17 protein-coding genes and 1 pseudogene are annotated in these 20,196 nt (G+C 63.1%); 14 read left to right on the forward strand and 4 right to left on the reverse strand.

The features are described 5' to 3' along the window. Nucleotides 1-29 precede the first annotated feature (29 nt). Nucleotides 30-950: a LysR family transcriptional regulator gene (locus LB554_RS10625; protein ID WP_140615052.1), complete on the forward strand. Its 921-nt coding sequence runs from the start codon at nt 30-32 to the stop codon at nt 948-950. Nucleotides 951-1,106: 156 nt separating this feature from the next. Then, a pseudogene (locus LB554_RS10630) lies at nt 1,107-1,346 on the forward strand (nitrilotriacetate monooxygenase); the annotation flags it as partial. Nucleotides 1,347-1,419: 73 nt separating this feature from the next. On the opposite strand, the gene xdhC reads toward LB554_RS10630, so the two are convergent. The 4 genes from xdhC to uraH form a co-directional block, all read right to left on the reverse strand. Then, on the reverse strand, nt 1,420-2,406 hold the full coding sequence (xdhC, locus tag LB554_RS10635) for a xanthine dehydrogenase accessory protein XdhC (RefSeq protein ID WP_224584415.1): 987 nt from the start codon (nt 2,404-2,406) through the stop codon (nt 1,420-1,422). A gap of 63 nt (nt 2,407-2,469) precedes the next feature. Continuing rightward, the gene (gene xdhB / locus LB554_RS10640) at nt 2,470-4,833 is read right to left on the reverse strand and encodes a xanthine dehydrogenase molybdopterin binding subunit (protein ID WP_224584416.1); all 2,364 of its coding nucleotides are present in this window, start codon (nt 4,831-4,833) and stop codon (nt 2,470-2,472) included. Further along, nucleotides 4,833-6,314 carry a xanthine dehydrogenase small subunit gene (gene xdhA, locus LB554_RS10645; RefSeq protein WP_224584418.1) on the reverse strand — a complete coding sequence of 494 codons (1,482 nt, stop codon included), beginning with the start codon at nt 6,312-6,314 and terminating at the stop codon, nt 4,833-4,835. Before xdhA ends, xdhB begins: the two co-directional genes overlap by 1 nt. 3 nt (nt 6,315-6,317) lie before the next feature. Continuing rightward, a complete protein-coding gene (gene uraH / locus LB554_RS10650; RefSeq protein ID WP_140821682.1) occupies nt 6,318-6,692 on the reverse strand; it encodes a hydroxyisourate hydrolase in 375 nt (124 codons plus the stop codon). 204 nt (nt 6,693-6,896) lie between these two features. On the opposite strand from uraH, the gene puuE reads away from it, so the two are divergent. The 12 genes from puuE to LB554_RS10710 all read left to right on the forward strand — a co-directional run bounded on the left by puuE (nt 6,897) and on the right by LB554_RS10710 (nt 20,147). Next, nucleotides 6,897-8,315, forward strand: coding sequence for an allantoinase PuuE (puuE, locus tag LB554_RS10655; RefSeq protein WP_224584420.1), 1,419 nt, complete (start codon nt 6,897-6,899; stop codon nt 8,313-8,315). A 10-nt stretch (nt 8,316-8,325) separates the two neighbouring features. Beyond that, nucleotides 8,326-9,189: a bifunctional allantoicase/(S)-ureidoglycine aminohydrolase gene (locus tag LB554_RS10660; RefSeq protein ID WP_140723429.1), complete on the forward strand. Its 864-nt coding sequence runs from the start codon at nt 8,326-8,328 to the stop codon at nt 9,187-9,189. After that, entirely contained in the window at nt 9,186-9,689 is a 504-nt protein-coding gene (locus tag LB554_RS10665; protein ID WP_140723432.1) for an ureidoglycolate lyase, read from the forward strand. Before LB554_RS10660 ends, LB554_RS10665 begins: the two co-directional genes overlap by 4 nt. Beyond that, a complete protein-coding gene (locus LB554_RS10670; protein WP_140875754.1) occupies nt 9,689-10,282 on the forward strand; it encodes a nucleoside deaminase in 594 nt (197 codons plus the stop codon). The genes LB554_RS10665 and LB554_RS10670 overlap by 1 nt, the downstream gene beginning before the upstream one ends. Nucleotides 10,283-10,338: 56 nt before the next feature. Then, nucleotides 10,339-10,644, forward strand: coding sequence for a type II toxin-antitoxin system MqsR family toxin (locus LB554_RS10675; RefSeq protein WP_224584421.1), 306 nt, complete (start codon nt 10,339-10,341; stop codon nt 10,642-10,644). A gap of 2 nt (nt 10,645-10,646) precedes the next feature. Further along, nucleotides 10,647-11,066, forward strand: a complete 420-nt coding sequence (locus LB554_RS10680) for a type II toxin-antitoxin system MqsA family antitoxin (protein WP_140875756.1) — start codon at nt 10,647-10,649, stop codon at nt 11,064-11,066. Between the two features lie 79 nt (nt 11,067-11,145). Then, on the forward strand, nt 11,146-13,131 hold the full coding sequence (locus tag LB554_RS10685) for a CocE/NonD family hydrolase (protein WP_224584424.1): 1,986 nt from the start codon (nt 11,146-11,148) through the stop codon (nt 13,129-13,131). A 154-nt stretch (nt 13,132-13,285) separates the two neighbouring features. Then, complete coding sequence (locus LB554_RS10690) at nt 13,286-14,872, forward strand: ABC transporter substrate-binding protein (RefSeq protein WP_015314325.1); 1,587 nt, start codon at nt 13,286-13,288, stop codon at nt 14,870-14,872. A 16-nt stretch (nt 14,873-14,888) separates the two neighbouring features. After that, nucleotides 14,889-15,848: an ABC transporter permease gene (locus tag LB554_RS10695; RefSeq protein ID WP_015314326.1), complete on the forward strand. Its 960-nt coding sequence runs from the start codon at nt 14,889-14,891 to the stop codon at nt 15,846-15,848. 10 nt (nt 15,849-15,858) lie between these two features. Then, nucleotides 15,859-16,683, forward strand: a complete 825-nt coding sequence (locus tag LB554_RS10700; RefSeq protein ID WP_140821691.1) for an ABC transporter permease — start codon at nt 15,859-15,861, stop codon at nt 16,681-16,683. Further along, nucleotides 16,680-18,338, forward strand: a complete 1,659-nt coding sequence (locus LB554_RS10705) for an ABC transporter ATP-binding protein (protein WP_140615074.1) — start codon at nt 16,680-16,682, stop codon at nt 18,336-18,338. Before LB554_RS10700 ends, LB554_RS10705 begins: the two co-directional genes overlap by 4 nt. 222 nt (nt 18,339-18,560) lie before the next feature. Continuing rightward, a complete protein-coding gene (locus LB554_RS10710; RefSeq protein ID WP_224584425.1) occupies nt 18,561-20,147 on the forward strand; it encodes an ABC transporter substrate-binding protein in 1,587 nt (528 codons plus the stop codon). Nucleotides 20,148-20,196 lie beyond the last annotated feature (49 nt).

Here is a 20,196-nt window from a genome sequence, read left to right on the forward strand (position 1 = left end):
ATCCCTGCAAACCGGCGAAGGTGCTCCGCATGGCCTATCTCGACAACATCGCCGTCTTCGTCCGCGTCGTCGAGCTCGGCAATCTGTCGGCGGCCGGGCGCGACATGCGCATTTCGCCGGCGGTCGCCTCGAACCGTATCAAGGAACTGGAGAAGCATCTCGGCGTCCGGCTGTTCAACCGCACGACACGGCAGTTGATGCCGACCGAGCACGGCACCGTGTTCTACTCGGGCGCGAAGCAGGTTCTGGAGGCGATTACCGAAGCGGAGGCGGCCGTCTCGGCACTGTCCGGCCAGCCGCGCGGCACCATCAAGGTGACGGCGCCGCTTGGGCTCGGCCGACGGCTGGTGGCCTCGGGCATTCCCGATTTTCACGACAAATACCCTGATATCGAGGTGCGGCTCAGGCTCTCGGACCACAATGTCGACATCATGAAAGAGGGCATCGACGTCGCCTTCCGGCTCGGCATCATCGAGGACTCCAGCCTTCGGATGCGCGGTATCATGGAATGCGAACGTGTGCTGGTCGCCGCACCCAAATATCTTGAGGCACGCGGCGAGCCCATGGATCCGCAGGAATTGATCGGCAGGAGACATGACTGCCTGATGCTGCGCTATTCCGGCGCACGCGAATATGTCTGGACCTTGCAAACGCCGGCCGGCCAGCAAAAATTCGAAGTGCACGGGCCCTACGACACCGATGACGGCGACGTGCTGACCGGTTGGGCTCTGTCGGGACGCGGTATCATCAACAAGCCGCGCTTCGAGGTCGAGCCGTTCATCCGCGACCGGCGGCTGAAGGTCATTCTCGCCAGCACCCCGCCTACGCCGGTGCAATTCGCTGCCGTATATCCGCACAAGAAGCTGCAGGACCCCAAGGTGCGCCTGCTGCTCGACTTCATGGCGGAGCGCTGCCAGCGGCTGATCAAGGACATCCTGGCCGGGCGGTAGAACAGGCCGGCAAGTGACCGCCGGCTGCTTCCATTCGCCGGGCTTGTCTTGCTGCAGGACGAACTTAGTTTCGTCGTGCGCGGTTTTGACCGGGCAATCCGCACCTTGGTCGAGGTACGAGCAAAGCCGATGGGGCATCGTTGCCGATTCCAAGGCGCCTCGACCCTCGCGCATCAGCCTATAATCTGGCGCGTCGCTTCGCGTCCCCTCGACGTCATCAGCCACGGCCGTGCCGGCTGGAACGCATCGCTGACCCAACCCGCGCGAGGCCACCAACTTCAGCAGGCCCGAAGGATTTTCGGACACGGTTTTTCGACGCTGCGCGGAGGAATTCACAGGCATCTGCAGGGCCTGTGGCAGGACGCGGATGCTCTACTGTTCGACAAGAGCGGCGGTCACGCTGCCTGAACATTTCGGCTTGAAACGGCCGGCTTAGCCGCGGCGCAAGTCTAAACTCGCCATCACTCTGTCATGGGGGACGGTCGGAACTTGAGGCCGCCCTGTGCACGACTAGAGCCGTCATGATCTCGGCGGCCGCCAGCGCGGCGATCACCTGCGGGCGCTTGTCCTTGACGGCGTCGCCGCCGATCGGCGAGACGAGGCGGGCAAATTCAGTCTCCGCGCCGTCCGCCGATTTCAGGAACCAGTTTCTGAATGTCGCCTTCTTGGTCTTCGAACCGATCATGCCGACATAGGCCGCATCGCCGCGTCTCAGCGCCTCTGCGACGATCAGGAAATCGAGCGCGTGGTCATGGGTTAGGATGGCGAAGGCGGTGCCGGCCGGGGCGGCGCGCACCTCGTCTTCCGGCATCGGCGTCAGCCGCGTCTCGACGGTTTCCGGCATGCCTTCCAGCGCCTCGGCCCGCGTCTCGATGACGACACCGTGCACGGGAAGAAGCGCTACCGTAGACGCGAGCGCCTGGCCGACATGGCCGCCGCCGAAGATATAGACATGCGGCAGCTGCGCCTCCTCGGCTTCCGCCGCCGCAACCAGCTCGGCGGCGAGTGCGGCATCGACCAGCCGGATCAGCACCTCCACGCGCCCGCCACAGCACTGGCCGATCTCCGGCCCAAGCGGCACATCGAGCGTGGCGCAGATTTCGTCGACTTCGATGCGGGTTCCCCTCCCCCTCGAGGGCAGGGTGGCGGCGAAGCCGCCGGGTGGGGTCGTTGCGGCAGTGCTCGACCCCCTTGCGGTGCCTCCTGCGAGGACCCCCTCTGGCCGCTTCGCGGCCATCTCCCCCTCGAGGGGGGAGATGAGCATCTGCCTGGCTCTGTCGATCGCCATGTATTCGAGCTGACCACCGCCGATCGTGCCAAAGATCGCCGCCGGCGAGACAAGCATGAAGGCACCCTTTTCGCGCGGCGTCGAGCCCTTGGTACCGGCCACTTCGACCAGGGCAAGTCGCGCGGCGCTGCCGAGAAAGGTTTTCAGGCTTTGCACGTTCGAGTTCATGGTTCACGGTTCCCGAATGCAAAATATAGGCTTTTTCGGTTGGGATTGCACGTTTGCCGGCCTTCAGGCGCCCGCCTTGACCTCTTTCTTCAACCGCTCGATCGCCATCAGCACGCGTTCGGGGGTTGCCGGCGCGTCGAGACGCGGGCAGATCTTGTGGTCGGCGACGCTGGCCACGGCATCCGACAGCGCGTGCAGCACTGCCATGCCGTGCGGCAGCGGTGGCTCGCCGACCGCCTTGGAGCGATGGATGGTCGGCTCATAGGCCTGCGACCAGTCGGTCAGCGCGACGTTGAAGATCTTCGGCCGATCCGAGGCCAGCGGGATCTTGTAAGTCGAGGGCGCATGGGTGCGCAGCCGGCCCTTGTCGTCCCACCACAGTTCCTCGGTGGTCAGCCAGCCCATGCCCTGGATGAAGCCGCCCTCGACCTGGCCGAGGTCGATGGCCCGGTTCAGCGAACGGCCGCAGTCGTGCAGGATATCGGCGCGCTCGACGACATACTCGCCGGTCAGCGTGTCGACCGACACTTCGGCGCAGGCCGCGCCATAGGCATAGTAGTAGAAGGCGTGGCCCTGGCCCTTGCCGCGGTCCCAGTGAATCTTAGGCGTCTTGTAGAAGCCGGCGGCCGAGAGCTGCACACGCGCGATATAGGCCTGCTTGACCAAATCGTTGAAGCTGACTTCCTGGTTGCCGACGCGCACCCGGTTGGGCAGGAACACCACCTGGTCGGCTGGAATCTGATATCTCTCGGCGGCGAAGTCGGTCAGCCGCTGGCGGATCTGGCGCGCCGCGTTCTGCGCCGCCATGCCGTTGAGGTCGGCGCCCGAGGACGCCGCCGTCGGCGCGGTATTGGGCACCTTGGCGGTTGTGGTGGCGGTGATCTTCACGCGGTCGAGGTCGATCTGGAACTCCTCGGCCACGACCTGCGCCACCTTGAGGTGCAGGCCCTGCCCCATTTCGGTGCCGCCATGGTTCATGTGCACCGAACCATCGGCATAGACATGGACCAGCGCCCCGGCCTGGTTGGACTCGGTCTTGGTGAAGGAGATGCCAAACTTGACCGGCGTCAGCGCCAGGCCGCGCTTGACGAAGCGGCTGTTGGCGTTGAACGCGGAAATCTCGCGGCGGCGGCGCGCATAGCTGGCGCTCTCTTCCAGTTCCGCCACGATGCGCTGGATGATGCAGTCCTCGACCTTCTGATGATAGGGCGTGACGCAGCGCGCGCCGATCGCCTCCATCGGGTCGTAGAAATTCAGCTTGCGGATTTCGAGCGAATCCTTGCCGACGGCGAAGGCGACCTCGTCGATGACCCGCTCGGCGCCGATCATGCCTTGCGGACCGCCGAAGCCGCGGAAGGCGGTGTTGGACACGGTGTTGGTGTAGAGCGGCGCCGACTTGGCCAACACCGCGGGATAGAAATACGCGTTGTCGCAGTGGAACAGCGCGCGGTCGCCGACCGGGCCGGACAGGTCGGCGGAAAAGCCGCAGCGCAAGGCATAGGTGAAATCGACGCCGAGGATGTTGCCCTCGTCGTCGAAGCCGACTTCGTAGTCGATGGCGAAATCGTGCCGCTTGCCGGTGGCGGTCATGTCCTCGTCGCGGTCTAGCCGGACCTTGACCGCCCGCTTCAGCTTCTTGGCGGCGATGGCGGCGATCGCGGCGCACTGGTTGGCCTGCGTTTCCTTGCCGCCGAAGCCGCCGCCCATGCGGCGCACCTCCACCGTCACCGCGTTGCTCGGCACGCCGAGCGTGTGGGCGACCAGATGCTGCGTCTCGCTCGGCCCTTGCGTCGAACAGTAGACGGTCACCTCGTCGTCCTCGCCGGGAATGGCGAGCGACACCTGGCCTTCAAGGTAGAAATGATCCTGGCCGCCAAGCCACATGCGGTTCTTGATGCGGCGGGGGGCGGCCTGGATTGCGGCGGCCGCGTCGCCACGCTTCAGGATCAGCGGCGTGGTGACCTGCTTGTCCTTGGTCGGATCGAGGCCCCAGATGTCGATGACGGCGGGAAGCTCGTCATATTCGATCCCAGCCAGGCGCACGGCGCGACGCGCCGCCTCGCGCGTCTTGGCAATGACCGCGAAGATCGGCTGGCCGAAGAACTGCACCTTGCCTTCCGCCAGCACCGGATCGTCATGCATGTTGCTGGGCGAGACATCGTTTTCGCCCGGCACGTCGGCATAGGTCAGCACGTCGACGACGCCAGGGGCCGCGCGCACCGCCGAGAGATCGACGCTCTTCAGGACGCCATGCGCCACCTTGGACAGGCCAAGACCGACATGCAGCGTGCCGGCCGGCTCCGGCATGTCGTCGATATAGACGGCGCCGCCGCTGACATGCTTGTGGGCGGAATCGTGCCGCTGGTCGGTGGCGACGCCGCCGACGATCTTCTCGGCCTTGAGGTTTGATGGTGCGTGCTTGTTCATCAGGCCGCCTCGCTGCGTGATACCTGGAACGGCGCCTTGGTGCCGGTGGTTTCCACGTAAAAGCGCAACAGAAGGTTCTTCGCCGCCAAGGCACGGTATTCGGCGGTTGCGCGCATGTCGGTCAGCGGGGTGAAATCGCTGGCGTAGCAGGCCATAGCCGCTTCCACCGTCACTTCGTTCCAGGCCTTGCCGAGCAGCGCCTTCTCGACAGAAGACGCCCGCTTCGGCGTTGCCGCCATGCCGCCATAGGCGATGCGGATATCGGCTACCGTGCCATCGTCGGCCAAGGCCAGATAAAAGGCGCCAAGGGTCGCGGTGATGTCCTCGTCGCGGCGTTTGGTGACCTTGTAGACGGCGAACTTTGTCCCCTTTGCCGGCACCGGCACATGCACGGCCTCGACGAACTCGCCTGGCTGGCGGTCCTGCTTGCCATAGGCGATGAAGAAATCCTGCAACGGGATCGTGCGCCGTGTCTTGCCCCTGCGCAATGTCAGCCGTGCACCGAGCGCGATGAACGGTGGCGGCGTGTCGCCGATCGGCGAGCCGTTGGCGACGTTGCCGCCGATGGTGCCCATGTTGCGAACCTGTTCCCCGCCGATGCGGTCGAACAACGGCCCCAATGCCGGGATGCGTTTCGACAGTGTCGAAAAGGCTTCGGTGTAGGTGACGCCGGCGCCAATCGATATGACACCATTGTCTTCCGTGATGGTGCAAAGCCCCGGCAGATTGCCGATGAAGATCGCCGGCGAGATGTCGCGCATCTGCTTGGTCACCCACAGGCCAACGTCGGTCGAACCGGCTACGACGGTGGCGGTCGGCTCTTTTTCGAAGACAGCCGCGAAATCGTCGGCATCGGCCGGCACTACCAGCCGCGTCCCGCCGGCGCCGATCTCGACCCTGGCGCCATCCTGCAACGCCTGCAGCCGTGTGGTGACGTCCCGGCGCTCCACCGCCAGCACGTCTTTTGCCGCCTTGCCGTAACTCGATATGGCGTGCGCGGCGCGCATGATCGCCTCATAGCCGGTGCAGCGGCAGAGATTGCCTTGCAAGGCTTTTTCGATGGCCGCGTCCGAAGGGTCCGGTGACTTCATCCACAAGCCGTAGAGCGACATGACGAAACCCGGCGTGCAGAAGCCGCATTGCGAGCCATGGAAATCAACCATAGCCTGCTGGACCGGATGCAACTGGCCAGCTTCGCCGCGCAGGTGCTCGACCGTCACGACATGGGTGCCGTCGAGCGAGCCCAGAAAGCGAATGCAGGCATTGACGCTTTCATAGACCAGTCCGGTGGCCGAAAGTCTGCCGATCAGCACCGTGCAGGCGCCGCAATCGCCCTCGGCGCAGCCTTCCTTGGTGCCGCGCAGCGAACGGTCGAGCCGCAGCCAGTCGAGCAGGGTCGCGTCAGGCGCCACGGATGACAGCGCGACATCCCTGCCATTCAGAATGAAGCGGATTTCGCTGCGGATATTGGCCTTGGCCATGCCTCAGCTCCCCCTGTAGGTGGAATAGCCGTATGGCGAGATCAGCAATGGTACATGATAGTGCAGCGCCTGCGCCATGCCGAAGCGGATCGGCACGCTGTCGAGGAAGGCCGGCTCGGGCAGCTTCGTTCCTTGGCCGCGCAGATAGTCGCCGGCCGCGAACACCAGTTCGTATTCGCCGGTGCGGAAGTCGGCACCGGCCAGCAGCGGCGCATCGCAGCGGCCATCGGCATTGGTGACGACCGTCTTCAGAAGCGTGCGGGCCAAACCCTCGATACGGTAGAGCGCGATGGACAATCCCGCCGCCGGGCTGCCGGTCGCGGTATCCAGGACATGGGTCGTCAGACGCCCGCCATCGGCTTTCGATGTCTCTGCCATTGGCCGCCTCCCATTTTCCAATACGAACAAATTGGCCGGTACAATCAAGCACTACTGATGAATTGTGCGCCAATTAAAGGCGATGCATAAGTCCCGGTCGAGCGGAGTGCGACAAAAACACTTTCAAAAATTTTGAGGGGAATGCGAGAAGCACCCTTTCGATATCCTGATCATACTTCCGGTGATGCCGGGCGCGGAGGGACGATGCGTTACACCAGGGACATGCGTGGCTACGGAGCCAATCCGCCGGATCCGAAATGGCCTGGCGGCGCGCATGTCGCCGTGCAGTTCGTCGTCAACTACGAAGAGGGCGGCGAGAACTGCGTGCTCCACGGCGACAAGGCTTCTGAAGCCTTCCTGTCCGAGATCGTCGGCGCGGCGCCCTGGGTGGGCCAGCGCCACTGGAACATGGAATCGATCTACGAGTATGGGGCGCGGGCCGGCTTCTGGCGGCTGCTGCGCCTGTTCAGCGAAGAGCAAGTGCCTGTCACCTGCTATGGCGTCGCCACGGCGCTCGCGCGCTCGCCCGACCAGGTCACGGCGATGCAGGAAGCCGGCTGGGAAATCGCCTCGCACGGGTTGAGGTGGATCGACTACCGCGACCACGACGCCGAGGACGAGCGCCGCGACCTCGAAGCGGCGATCAAGCTGCACTACGAGGTGACCGGCCAGCGCCCGACCGGCTGGTATACGGGCCGCACATCGATCAACACGGTGCGGCTGGTGGCAGAGGAAGGCGGCTTCGACTACGTCTCGGACACCTATGACGACGAACTGCCCTACTGGTTCGAGCATGAGGACGGCACGCAGCTCATCATCCCCTATACGCTCGACGCCAACGACATGCGCTTTGCCACACCGCAAGGCTTCAACTCGGGCGACCAGTTCTTTGCGTATTTGAAGGACAGTTTCGATACGCTCTATGCCGAGGGCAAGGCCGGCCGGCCGCGCATGATGAACATCGGCCTGCATTGCCGCCTGGTCGGGCGGCCGGGCCGGGTGGCGGCGCTGAAACGCTTCGTCGATTATGTCAAATCGCACGACAAGGTCTGGCTGGCGCGGCGTATCGACATCGCCAAGCACTGGCAGGAAAACCACCCCTATCAGCCGGCCGCGCTACGCCCCTCGAAGATGGAATTCGAGACGTTCGTTCACAGCTTCGGCGGCGTTTTCGAACATTCGCCCTGGATCGCCGAGCGGGCCTACGAGCTGGAGCTCGGCCCGGCGCACGACACGGCGGGCGGCCTCCACAATGCGCTTTGCCGCATCTTCCGTTCCGCCAGTGAGACCGAACGGCTCGGCGTGCTCAACGCCCATCCCGACCTCGCCGGCAAGTTGGCCAAGGCCAGGCGACTGACGGCGGAATCGACCAGGGAACAGGCTTCCGCCGGTCTCGACGCGCTGACAGACAAGGAACGCGAACTGTTCTCCAAGCTCAACGCCGCCTACGTCACCACCTTCGGCTTTCCCTTCATCATCGCGGTGAAAGGCAAGACAAAGGAGGAAATCCTCGCCGAATTCGAAGCCCGCATCGGCAACAGCCGCGGCGTCGAATTCGAAACCGCCTGCAAACAGGTCGAGCGCATCGCGCTGCTGCGCCTCAAGGACATGCTTCCACAATAGGTTTGAACCCATGGATACGATCAGGATGCCCGAGCGAACCTATTATGCCCCAAAGGGCGGCCATTCCGGCCAGAGCGAACTTCTGACCGGCCGCGCCGTCTTCACCGAAGCCTATGCGGTCATCCCCAAGGGCGTGATGCAGGACATCGTCACCAGCGCCCTGCCGTTCTGGGACAAGACGCGTGTCTGGATCCTGTCGCGGCCGCTGTCCGGCTTCGCCGAGACGTTTTCGCAATACATCGTCGAGGTCGCGCCAGGCGGCGGCAGCGAGCGGCCGGAGCCCGATGCCGGCGCCGAAGGCGCCCTGTTCGTGGTCGAGGGCGAACTGACGGTTCTGCTCGACGGCATGAAACATGTGTTGCGCCCCGGCGGTTTTGCCTTCCTGCCGCCGGCCAGCGGCTGGACAGTCCGCAACGAAGGCAAGGCGGCTGTCCGCTTCCACTGGATACGCAAGGCTTATGAAGTCGTCGATGGCCTCGAGATTCCCGAGGCCTTCTTCACCAACGAACAGGAGATCGCGCCGACGCCTATGCCCGGCACCGAGGGCCGCTGGGCAACGACGCGGTTCGTCGATCCCGCCGATCTGCGCCATGACATGCACATGACCATCGTCACGCTCGAGCCCGGCGCGGTCATTCCCTTCGCCGAGACGCATGTCATGGAACACGGGCTCTATGTGCTCGAAGGCAAGGCTGTCTATCGGCTCAACCAGGACTGGGTCGAGGTCGAGGCCGGCGACTATATGTGGCTGCGCGCCTTCTGCCCGCAGGCCTGCTATGCCGGCGGCCCCGGCAAATTCCGCTATCTGCTCTACAAGGACGTCAACCGGCACGCCAAGCTCGGCGGGGCCGGCATCGCGAAGCGGACGTCATGAGCCGCATTGTCGCGCGGCCGCTGACCCGTGAGGCCTTTGCCGAATTCGGCGATGTCATCGACATGGGCGGCGACAACCACTATCCGATCAATGGCGGCAAGGCCGAGCGCTACCATGACCTCGCCACCGCGCAAGCCACGGGGCCGAATGCGCGCGTGCTGATCTCGATGGTGCGCGGCACGCCCTATGACATGCCGCTGAAGCTGACCATGGTGGAGCGCCACCCCTTGGGCAGCCAGGCCTTCATACCGCTGTCGCCGCGTCCGTTCCTGGTCGTCGTCTGCCCTGACGGCAAGGACGGGCCTGGCGAGCCTCATGCCTTCGTCACCGCACCGGGGCAAGGCATCAACTACTTCCGCAATCTCTGGCACGGCGTGCTGACGCCGCTCGGAGAGCCTCAGGACTTTTTGATCGTCGACCGTGGCGGCGACGGCTCCAACCTCGAGGAATTCCACTTCTCGCACGCCTACGAAATCCACCTCCCTGACGAGAGCTTGTGATGACCGACATTTCGCTGATCGACCGCCTGCTCGACGTCATCGAGCACGAGATCGTGCCGAAGACGGCAGAAGGCGTCGCCCACGGCAACAAGCTGTTCGGCGCGGCGATCCTGCGCAAGGACGACCATTCGCTGGTGCTGGCCGAGACCAACAACGAGATGGAAAATCCGCTCTGGCATGGCGAGGTGCATTGCCTGAAGCGCTTTTACGAGATGCCCAGGGCCGAGCGCGTCGACACCAAGGACGCCATCTTTCTCGCCACACACGAGCCCTGCTCGCTCTGCCTGTCGGCGATCACCTGGGCCGGCTTTGACAACTTCTACTATTTGTTCAGCCACGAGGATTCACGTGACAGTTTTGCCATCCCGCATGATCTCAAAATTCTGAAAGAGGTCTTCACCCTCGACCCCGGCGGCTACAATGCCGAGAACGCCTATTGGAAAAGTTTTTCGATCCGCAGGTTAGTTAGGGCGCTACCCCGGGCCGAACGCCAACGGCTGGAGGAGCGGATCGGGAAAATCTCGGCGCGCTACGACGAATTGTCGGGTGACTACCAGGCGAGCAAGGCTGAGAACGACATTCCGCTGAATTGAGCTTCCGTCTCAACAATCGCCGCTTGAGTTACCCCCTTTATGGGGGCATACTGATTATGGATAAACGCAGACCCACTTACGATCTTGATGCAATCAAGATGACATTTGGGTCTGTCGACACGCTGGCGATCACAACGTCCGCACTGCGGGATGCTGTTGGGCTGGGCTTCCATCGCGCCGGTTTGATCGAGGTGATCGACAGCATTACGCGGAAGATGTTTGTAAAGTCGATGACGACTTTCGCGGATCATCGAGTGTGGCAGGATGTCTATCACGTGCCAGCGCGTGACATGCTTCTCTATGTGAAATTCCAGGCGGATGTCGTGACCGAATTCACGGTCATGTCATTCAAGGAGAAATGACCATGGCGACAAGGGAGAGCAGTGAAACGAATAGGATGGTCTCCCCCGAAACCGGAAAAACGTTGATGCGCGGAGTCCGTCCATTCACCGTGACCTATAAGGGCGAGAGCATGATCGTCGACCTGCCCGGCTACTATCCGCCATCGGATGGCGAGGGTGTGCATGTCGGCGACGATATGGCCGCCGTTGATGCCGGGTTGCGCGCGCTCAAAGAGAAGATCGACGGCGTGCCGGCCCCGTCAACCATCCGCCGCATGCGCACGAAGCTCAAGCTGTCGCAGCGCGAGGCCGGATCCTTGTTCAAGGTCGGCGAGAACGCCTTCGACAAGTATGAAAGAGGCTTGATCGAACCGAGTGGCCCGACCATTCAATTGATGACATTGCTGGAGAAACATCCCGAACTGCTCGACGAATTGCGATAGCGGCACAGGTCGCATATTTCGCTGCTCCAGTCGCGAATGGCGATTGAAAGTTCTCGTGCCGCGGAGCGTTATGCCTGCCATGAAAATCATCACCGAATTTCCCCGCAAGGTCGTCGAATTTCCCGATATGGGCATCGTCATGCCCGATGGCTGCCGGCTATCGGCTCGGGTGTGGATGCCAGAGGATGCGGGCGACGATCCGGTGCCTGCCATCCTCGAGCACCTGCCCTACCGCAAGCGCGACGGCACGATCTTTCGCGATCAGCTTACCCATCCCTATTTCGCCGGCCACGGCTACGCCTCGATCCGCGTCGACATGCGCGGCAATGGCGATTCCGAAGGGCTGATGGACGACGAATATTCCGAGCAGGAACTGCAGGACGCCTGCGATGTCATCGCCTGGGCGGCGGCCCAGCCCTGGTGCAACGGCAGTGTCGGCATGATGGGTATTTCCTGGGGCGGCTTCAACTGCCTGCAGGTGGCGGCCAAACAGCCGCCGGCGCTCAAGGCGGTGATCAGCCTGTGCTCGACCGTCGACCGCTATGCCGACGACATCCACTACAAGGGCGGCTGCCTTTTGAACGAGAATTTCGGCTGGGCCTCGACCATGCTTTCCTATTCGTCGCGGCCGCCGGATCCGCTGATTGCCGGCGACAACAGATGGCGCGACCTCTGGATGACCCGGCTGGAGAACCTGGCCTTCATGGCGCCGCTGTGGCTCAGCCACCAGCATCGCGACGCCTATTGGAAGCGCGGTTCGATTTGCGAGGATTTTTCGGCCGTCAAGGCGGCTGTGCTGTCGATCGGCGGCTGGCACGACGGCTACCGCAACACGATCTCGCACCTTGTCACCAACATCGAGGCACCGGTCAAGGGCATCGTCGGACCGTGGATCCACAAATACCCGCACTATGCCGGCCCCAAGCCAGCCATCGGCTTCCTCCAGGAAGCGCTGCGCTGGTGGGACCGCTGGCTGAAGGGCGCCGAGACCGGCGTCGAGGCCGATCCCGACTACCGCGCCTATGTGATGGACAGCGTGCGTCCCGCGCGCTGGCATCCGGAGCGGCCCGGCCGCTGGATAGCCGAGCAGGAGTGGCCATCGTCCAACATAACGATTGAAGCGCTCGAGCTCATGGCTCCGGGTGCAGGGCCTTCAACCGTCGCTTCGCCGCAAACCTGTGGGCTTGCCGGCGGCGAATACTTTCCGTTCACCTTCGGACCGGAACTGCCGGGCGATCAGCGTCTTGATGATGGGCTGTCGGCCTGTTTCGACCAGCCTGAGCTCACCAAGCCGATCGAGATCGTCGGCGCGCCGGAGCTTGAGGTCCAGCTTGCCTCGGATCGGCCCCAGGCCAACATCGCTGTCCGGCTCTGCGACGTGCATCCCGACGGCGCCTCGGAACTGATCTCCTATGGCGTGCTCAATCTGACGCACCGCAGTTCGCATGAATTCCCCGAGGCGCTGGTCCCCGGGGAGACGGTTTCGGTCCGTGTCGTGCTCGATCAATGCGCCTACCGTGTGCCGGCCGGCCATCGTCTGCGCGTCGCCGTTTCGACCGCCTACTGGCCCGCTATCTGGCCCTCGCCCGAGCCGGTACGACTGACCGTGTCGGCGGCCACGCTATCGGTGCCGTTGCGCCTGCTGGCAACAGGCGACGAAGCCGTTTTCGCCGAGCCGGAAGGTGCTACGCCGTGGGCGACCGAGACGGTTCGGCCCGCCAATTCCGAACGCCATGTCGACCGCGACGAAAAGACCGGGATTGTCACGCTGTCGATAACGGACGACTTCGGCGAAGTGCGCGATCTCGACCACGGACTGGTCAACGGCAGCATTGCCCGCGAAACCTGGACCATCCAACCTGACGATCCCCTGTCAGCCTCGGGAAAAACACACTGGACGCAGACCCTGTCGCGAAATGGATGGTCGGTCCGTACCGAGACATGGGCGCAGATGTGGTCGGACACGCAAAACTTCATCGTCAGCGCCCGAATCGAAGCCTATGAGGGCGAAAAACTCGTCTTCGAGCGCGATTTCGACGAAAAGGTCCCGCGTGCGCTTGTTTGAGCGTTGAAATCATTGATCCAAATGCGACGTGCGATTTACGCCACGGCATGTCGCATTCGGTCTTGCTTACCGCTTTCCCTTGCGGTCATTATTCCCTTTAACAAGAAGCAAGAAAATCGACCGCAGAGTCGAACCAACAGAGTGAGGAACTCAAATGTCAAATGAACTGGAATTCCTTAGCCGGCGCGTTGCGTCCGGCAAACTGAGCCGTCGTGATTTTCTCGGCCGGGCGGCAGCGCTCGGCATCGCCGCACCCTTCGCCAACGCGCTGCTTTCGAGCGCGGCGCGTGCAGCGGGTCCGGTCAAGGGCGGTACGCTGAAGGCCGGCCTGGTCGGCGGTGAATCCACCAACAGCCTCGACCCGGCGCTGATGATGACGCAGGTGCCGTTCGCCTTCGGCAAGTGCTGGGGCGAAATGATCGTCGAGCTGTCGCCGGAAGGCAAGCTCGAGAACCGCATCGCCGAAGACATCGGCTCGTCCAAGGACGCCAAGACCTGGACGCTGAAGATCCGCGACGGCGTCGAATTCCACAACGGCAAGACCGTGACCGCGGAGGACGTGGCCGCCACGCTGGAGCGCCATTCGGACGAGAAGTCGAAATCCGGCGCGCTCGGCTACATGAAGGGCATCGACACCATCAAGGCCAGCGGCAAGGAAGTGGTGCTGACGCTGAAGGAGGCCAATGCCGACCTTCCCTATTTGCTCAGCGACTATCACCTGATCGTTCAGCCCAATGGCGGCAAGGACAAGCCAGATGCCGGCATCTCGGCAGGGCCATACGTGGTCAAGACCAACGAGCCTGGCGTGCGCCATGGCGGCGAGCGCTTCGCCAATTACTGGCAGGGCGACAAGATGGGCCATGCCGACCAGATCGAGGTCATCGTCATCAATGACGCGACCGCCCGCACGGCAGCGCTGCAGGGCGGCCAGGTCAACATGATCAACCGCGTCGAGCCGAAGATCGTCGACCTGATCAAGCGCGTGCCGGGCGTGACCATCCGCAACCACGCCGGTCCCGGCCACTACGTGTTCATCATGCATTGCAACACGGCGCCGTTCGACAACAACGACCTCAGGATGGCGCTGAAGCTGGCGATCGACCGCGAGGAGATGCTGACCAAGGTGCTGCGCGGCTACGGCTCGCTGGGCAACGATTTCCCGATCAACGCGTCCTATCCGCTGTTCAGCGAGATCGAGCAGCGCAAGTACGATCCCGACAAGGCCAAGTTCCACTACAAGAAATCAGGCCATGACGGCACCGTTCTGCTCAGGACCTCGGACGTGGCTTTCCCCGGCGCCGTCGATGCGTCCCAGTTGTTCCAGCAGAGCGCGGCCAAGGCCGGCATCAAGATCGAGCTCAAGCGAGAGCCCGGCGACGGCTACTGGAACGAGGTCTGGAACAAGCAGCCCTTCTGCGCCTCCTACTGGGGCGGCCGCTCGACGCAGGACCAGATGTATTCGACCGCCTATCTGTCGACGGCAGACTGGAACGACACGCGTTTCAAGCGCCCGGATTTCGACAAGATGGTGCTGGCGGCGCGCGCCGAACTCGACGAGGCCAAGCGCAAGCAGATGTACCATGACATGGCTGTCATGGTCCGCGACGACGGCGGCCTGATCCTGCCGATGTTCAACCAGTTCATCGACGCCACCGGCGCCAAGGTCGATGGCTGGGTGGATGATCCGCACCAGGAACTGATGAACGGCTACGCCCTGGCGAAGTGCTGGCTGCAGGCCTGAGTCCGGCTGTGCAGAGATGTCTTCACCCATCCTGAAACTCATTGCCCAGCGCATTGCGCTGGGCATCCTCCTTCTGTTGGCCATCTCGGTCCTGATCTTCGCCGGCACGCAGATTCTGCCAGGCGATGTCGCGCAAGCCATTCTGGGACAATCCGCGACGCCGGAATCGCTCGCCAATCTGCGTGAGCAGCTCGGGCTGAACGACCCGGCCTATGTCAGGTATTTCCACTGGCTCGGCGGCGTCTTGACCGGCGACCTCGGCACGGCGATGTCGAGCGGGCAGGATATCGCAACCTCGATCAAGTCGCGCCTGTGGAACACACTGTTCCTCGCCTTCTGGGCGGCGATCGTGGCCGTACCGCTGGCCATCATCCTGGGCCTGATCGCGGTGCGCTACCGCAATGGCTGGGTCGACAAGCTGATCTCCGGGCTGGCACTGGCCTCGACCTCCTTCCCCGAATTCTTCATCGGCTATGTGCTGGTCTATTTCTTCGCCGTGAAGTGGCAGATCTTTCCCGGCATCTCGACTGTCTACGAAGGCATGCCCTTCGGTGAGCGGATGCAGGCGATCGCGCTGCCGGCGACGGCGCTGACGCTGGTGGTGCTCGCCCACATGATGCGCATGACGCGAGCGGCGATCCTCAATGTCATGCAGTCGGCCTATGTCGAGACGGCGGAACTGAAAGGCCTGTCGGCGTTCAACGTCATCCGCAAGCACGCCTTCCCCAATGCCATCGCGCCGATCATCAACGTCGTCATGCTCAACCTCGCCTATCTCATCGTCGGCGTCGTCGTGGTCGAGGTGATTTTCGTCTATCCCGGCATGGGGCAATATCTCGTCGATCACGTCACCAAGCGTGACGTGCCGGTGGTACAGGCCGTCGGCCTGATCTTCGCCGCCGTCTACATCAGTCTCAACATCATCGCGGACATAGCGGCGATCGTCGCCAATCCGCGTCTCCGCCATCCGAAATAGGGGGGCTGATATGCTCGATATCAAACGCATCCCCGTCCCCGCGCTGATCGGCATTGTCCTGACGGCACTGTTCGTGCTGGCGGCGATCTTCGCGCCCTGGATCTCACCGCATGACAATGCCGAAATTGTCGGCGATGTCTGGGAGCCGATATCGGCGGCGCATTGGCTGGGCACCGACAATCTCGGCCGCGATTTGCTGTCCCGGATGATCTATGGCGCCCGCATCACCTTGTTTATCGCCGTGCTGGCCACCGCGCTGTCGTTCTCGCTCGGCGCCATACTTGGCTTTTCGGCGGCCGTGTTCGGCGGCTGGTTCGATACGATCCTGTCGCGCCTCGTCGATCTCCTGATGTCGATCCCGACACTGATCATGGGCCTGGTGGTGCTCTCAGTGCTGCCAACCAACCTGGTGACGCTGATCCTGGTGATGGGCATTCTCGACTCGACGCGCGTCTATCGCCTGTCGCGCGCGGTCGCCGTCGACATCAACGTCATGGACTATGTCGAGGCCGCCAAGCTGCGCGGCGAAGGCAGCGCCTGGATCATTTTCCGCGAAATCCTGCCCAATGCGCTGTCGCCGCTGATCTCCGAGCTCGGCCTGCGCTTCATCTATGCGGTGCTGTTCCTGTCGACGTTGTCCTTTCTCGGCCTCGGCGTGCAGCCGCCGGACGCCGACTGGGGCGGCATGGTGAAGGAGAACAAGGACGGGATCGTGTTCGGCATAGGCGCCGCGCTCATTCCCGCGGCCGCGATCGCAGCACTGGCGATCTCGGTCAATCTTGTGGCCGACTGGGTGCTGAACCGCACGACAAGCCTGAAGGGAGGACGCGGATGACGGCCGACGTGAAGGCAAAGTCCACCCCTCTGCTCGATATCCGCAATTTGCGCATCGAGGCGACGGTCTATCCGCCAGGTGAGGCGCCGAAGAATATCGTGCTCGTGCACGACGTCTCGCTGACGCTGGAGAAGGGCAAGGTGCTCGGCCTGATCGGCGAATCCGGAGCCGGCAAGTCGACCATCGGCCTGTCGTCCATGGGCTATGGCCGTGGCGGCGTGCGCATCACCGGTGGCGAGGTGCTGCTCAACGGCCGCGACATCCTGAAGGGCGGCAAGGAAGGTTTCCGCAAGCTGCGTGGCCGCGAGGTCTGCTATGTCGCGCAGTCTGCGGCGGCCGCTTTCAACCCGGCGCACAGGCTGATGGACCAGGTGGTGGAAGCCACGCTGCTGCACGGGACGGCGACACGGGCGGAGGCCGAGAAACGCGCGATCGCGCTGTTCAAGAAGCTCAGCCTGCCGAACCCGGAAGCCATCGGCGAACGCTTTCCGCACCAGGTGTCAGGCGGCCAGCTGCAGCGCGTCATGACGGCTATGGCGCTGTGCTCGGAGCCTGACCTGATCGTCTTCGACGAACCGACGACGGCACTCGACGTGACGACGCAGATCGACGTGCTGGCGGCGATCAAGGACGCCATCCGCGACACCCATGTGGCGGCGCTCTATATCACGCACGATTTGGCCGTCGTTGCCCAAGTCTCGGACGAGATCATGGTGCTGCGCCACGGCCGGCTGGTCGAATGGGGCGGCACCCGCCAGATCATCAAGGAACCGCGCCAGGAATACACCAACGCCCTGGTTTCGGTGCACGAGATCGAACATGCCGAGCAGAACCCCGGCACCACGCCGTTCCTGTCGGTCAAGAACGTCACCGCTGCCTATGGCGGCGGCCAGGTCAAGGTGCTGAAGAACGTCTCGGTCGATATCTACCCCGGCCAGACATTGGCCGTGGTTGGCGAATCCGGCTCCGGAAAATCGACGCTGGCGCGCGCCATAACCGGACTTTTGCCACCCGAGCAGGGCACCGTCACGTTCGACGGACGCCCGTTGGCCAACCGGCTTGCCGACCGGCCGAAGGAGGATTTGCGCCAGCTGCAGATGATCTATCAGATGGCCGACGTGGCGATGAACCCGCGCCAGACCGTCGGCACCATCATCGGCCGGCCGCTCGAATTCTATTTCGGCATGCGCGGCAAACAGCGCGATGCCCGCGTCGCCGAACTGCTCGACAAGATCGAAATGGGCAAGGGCTTTGTCGACCGTTACCCGGCCGAGCTTTCCGGCGGCCAGAAACAGCGTGTTTGCATCGCCCGCTCGCTCGCGGCAAAACCCAAGCTGATCATTTGTGACGAGGTGACCTCGGCGCTTGACCCCTTGGTGGCGCACGGCATCCTGAAGCTTCTGCTTGAACTGCAGAAGGAGGAGAACGTCGCCTATCTGTTCATCACCCACGATCTGGCGACGGTGAAGTCGATCGCCGATTCGATCGCTGTGATGTATCGCGGCGAGGTGGTGCGCTATGGTTCGAAGAGCAAGGTGCTGACGCCCCCCTTCGATGACTACACCGACCTTCTCTTGTCATCGGTCCCGGAGATGGAGATCGGCTGGCTGGAAAAGGCGATCAAGGGGCGGCGCATGGCCAGCGCCGGGAACTAACGCAGTTCACGGTTTCACGGAACGGTGAACTGCTCTATCTCTTTGTTTTTATGCAATTCCGGATGGAAAAACCGTTCACACTTTTCCTGGAATTGCTCTAGGCACCCAGCGATCCGCCAACCAGGGGAGATGGCGGCCGTCATCCGCATGCAACACTAGGGCGCCACACGTCCTTTGGACGGGCGCCACTGGTGCGGCGTTGTTTCAACAAGGGGGTAGGACATGAAGACTGAACTCGATCATCTCGCCGATCTCGCTGGCCAGGGCCGGATATCGCGTCGCGACTTTCTTGGCCGCACCGCGGCGCTCGGCGTGTCCGCCGCGCTGGCAACGACGCTGGCCGGGAGGGCCTTCGCGCAGAGCCCGGTCAAGGGCGGCATCATCAAGGCCGGCCTGCAGGGCGGTGAATCGACCAACAGCCTCGACCCTGCCCTGAACCTCAGCCAGGTCACCTACAGTTTCAGCAAGCAGTGGGGCGAGTATCTTGCCCGGTTAACCCCAGACAACAAGCTGGTAAACCTGATCGCCGAAGACATCGGCGCTTCCAAGGACGCCAAGACGTGGACGATCAAGGTCCGTGACGGCATCGAATTCCACAATGGCAAGACGGTAAACGCCGAAGACGTTGCCGCCACCATCGAGCGCCATGCCGACGAGAAGTCGAAGTCGGGCGCGCTCGGTATCCTCAAGAACATCAAGGGCGTCAAGGCGAGCGGCAAGGAAGTGATCGTCACGCTCGGCGATGCAGACGCCGACTTCCCCTATCTGATGGCCGACTACCATCTCGTCATCCAGCCGAATGGCGGCAAGGACAACCCGAATGCCGGCATCAGCGCCGGTCCCTACAAGGTCACCGTCAACCAGCCGGGCGTACGCCATGGCGGCGAACGCTTTGCCAACTACTGGCAGGGCGACAAGGCCGGCCATGCCGACCAGGTCGAGATCGTCGTCATCAACGACGCGACGGCGCGTCTCGCTGCCCTCCAGGGCGGTCAGGTCCACATGATCAACCGCGTCGAGCCGAAGGTTGTCGATCTGGTCAAGCGCATTGCCGGCGTAAGTATCGAGAACGTGTCTGGCAAGGGCTACTACCCGTTCAACATGTTCTGCGACACCGCACCCTTCGACAGCAACGATCTGCGTATGGCGCTCAAGCTCGCCATGGACCGCGAGGAAATGCTGGAGAAGATTCTGCGCGGCTACGGCTCGGTGGGCAACGACTTCCCGATCAACGAAGCCTACCCGCTGTTTACCGCCATCGAGCAGCGCAAATTCGATCCGGAAAGGGCCGCCGCCCTCTACAAGAAGTCGGGTCATAGCGGCTCGGTCCTGCTGCGTACCTCCGATGTCGCCTTCCCCGGCGCCGTCGACGCCGCCCAACTCTATCAGCAGAGTGCGGCCAAAGCCGGGATCAAGATCGAGATCAAGCGCGAGCCCGGCGATGGCTACTGGTCCGAGGTGTGGAACAAGAAGCCCTTCTCGCTCTCCTATTGGGGCGGCCGCGCCACGCAGGATCAGATGTATTCCACCGGTTACGTCTCGACAGCCGACTGGAACGACACGCGCTTCAAGCGGCCGGGATTCGACAAGATGCTGTTCACCGCGCGCGGCGAGCTCGACCAGGACAAGCGTAAGGCGATCTACCACGACATGGCGGTGATGATGCGCGATGAAGGCGGATTGATCGTGCCCTTCTTCAACCAGTTCATCGACGCGGCCGCCACCAACAAGATCAGCGGATGGGTCAAGAACCCGATCGGCGAAATGATGGATGGGTACGCGCTGGGAGAATGCTGGCTGAACGCCTGACATCTGATCTCATATTGAAAAGCGCCGCGGGTACGCACGCCACGCGGCG

The sequence above is a fragment of the Mesorhizobium sp. CO1-1-11 genome, from assembly GCF_020164995.1.
Classification (GTDB): domain Bacteria; phylum Pseudomonadota; class Alphaproteobacteria; order Rhizobiales; family Rhizobiaceae; genus Mesorhizobium; species Mesorhizobium australicum.

Excerpts from the sequence above, each read along its gene's own strand:
- xdhA (WP_224584418.1), bottom strand. The coding sequence starts at position 6,314 with ATGGCCAAGGCCAATATCCGCAGCGAAATCCGCTTCATTCTGAATGGC.
- puuE (WP_224584420.1), top strand. The coding sequence starts at position 6,897 with ATGCGTTACACCAGGGACATGCGTGGCTACGGAGCCAATCCGCCGGAT.
- LB554_RS10675 (WP_224584421.1), top strand. The coding sequence starts at position 10,339 with ATGGATAAACGCAGACCCACTTACGATCTTGATGCAATCAAGATGACA.
- LB554_RS10710 (WP_224584425.1), top strand. The coding sequence starts at position 18,561 with ATGAAGACTGAACTCGATCATCTCGCCGATCTCGCTGGCCAGGGCCGG.
- LB554_RS10660 (WP_140723429.1), top strand. The coding sequence starts at position 8,326 with ATGGATACGATCAGGATGCCCGAGCGAACCTATTATGCCCCAAAGGGC.
- LB554_RS10700 (WP_140821691.1), top strand. The coding sequence starts at position 15,859 with ATGCTCGATATCAAACGCATCCCCGTCCCCGCGCTGATCGGCATTGTC.
- xdhB (WP_224584416.1), bottom strand. The coding sequence starts at position 4,833 with ATGAACAAGCACGCACCATCAAACCTCAAGGCCGAGAAGATCGTCGGC.
- LB554_RS10665 (WP_140723432.1), top strand. The coding sequence starts at position 9,186 with ATGAGCCGCATTGTCGCGCGGCCGCTGACCCGTGAGGCCTTTGCCGAA.
- xdhC (WP_224584415.1), bottom strand. The coding sequence starts at position 2,406 with ATGAACTCGAACGTGCAAAGCCTGAAAACCTTTCTCGGCAGCGCCGCG.
- LB554_RS10695 (WP_015314326.1), top strand. The coding sequence starts at position 14,889 with ATGTCTTCACCCATCCTGAAACTCATTGCCCAGCGCATTGCGCTGGGC.
- uraH (WP_140821682.1), bottom strand. The coding sequence starts at position 6,692 with ATGGCAGAGACATCGAAAGCCGATGGCGGGCGTCTGACGACCCATGTC.
- LB554_RS10685 (WP_224584424.1), top strand. The coding sequence starts at position 11,146 with ATGAAAATCATCACCGAATTTCCCCGCAAGGTCGTCGAATTTCCCGAT.
- LB554_RS10690 (WP_015314325.1), top strand. The coding sequence starts at position 13,286 with ATGTCAAATGAACTGGAATTCCTTAGCCGGCGCGTTGCGTCCGGCAAA.
- LB554_RS10670 (WP_140875754.1), top strand. The coding sequence starts at position 9,689 with ATGACCGACATTTCGCTGATCGACCGCCTGCTCGACGTCATCGAGCAC.
- LB554_RS10625 (WP_140615052.1), top strand. The coding sequence starts at position 30 with ATGGCCTATCTCGACAACATCGCCGTCTTCGTCCGCGTCGTCGAGCTC.
- LB554_RS10680 (WP_140875756.1), top strand. The coding sequence starts at position 10,647 with ATGGCGACAAGGGAGAGCAGTGAAACGAATAGGATGGTCTCCCCCGAA.
- LB554_RS10705 (WP_140615074.1), top strand. The coding sequence starts at position 16,680 with ATGACGGCCGACGTGAAGGCAAAGTCCACCCCTCTGCTCGATATCCGC.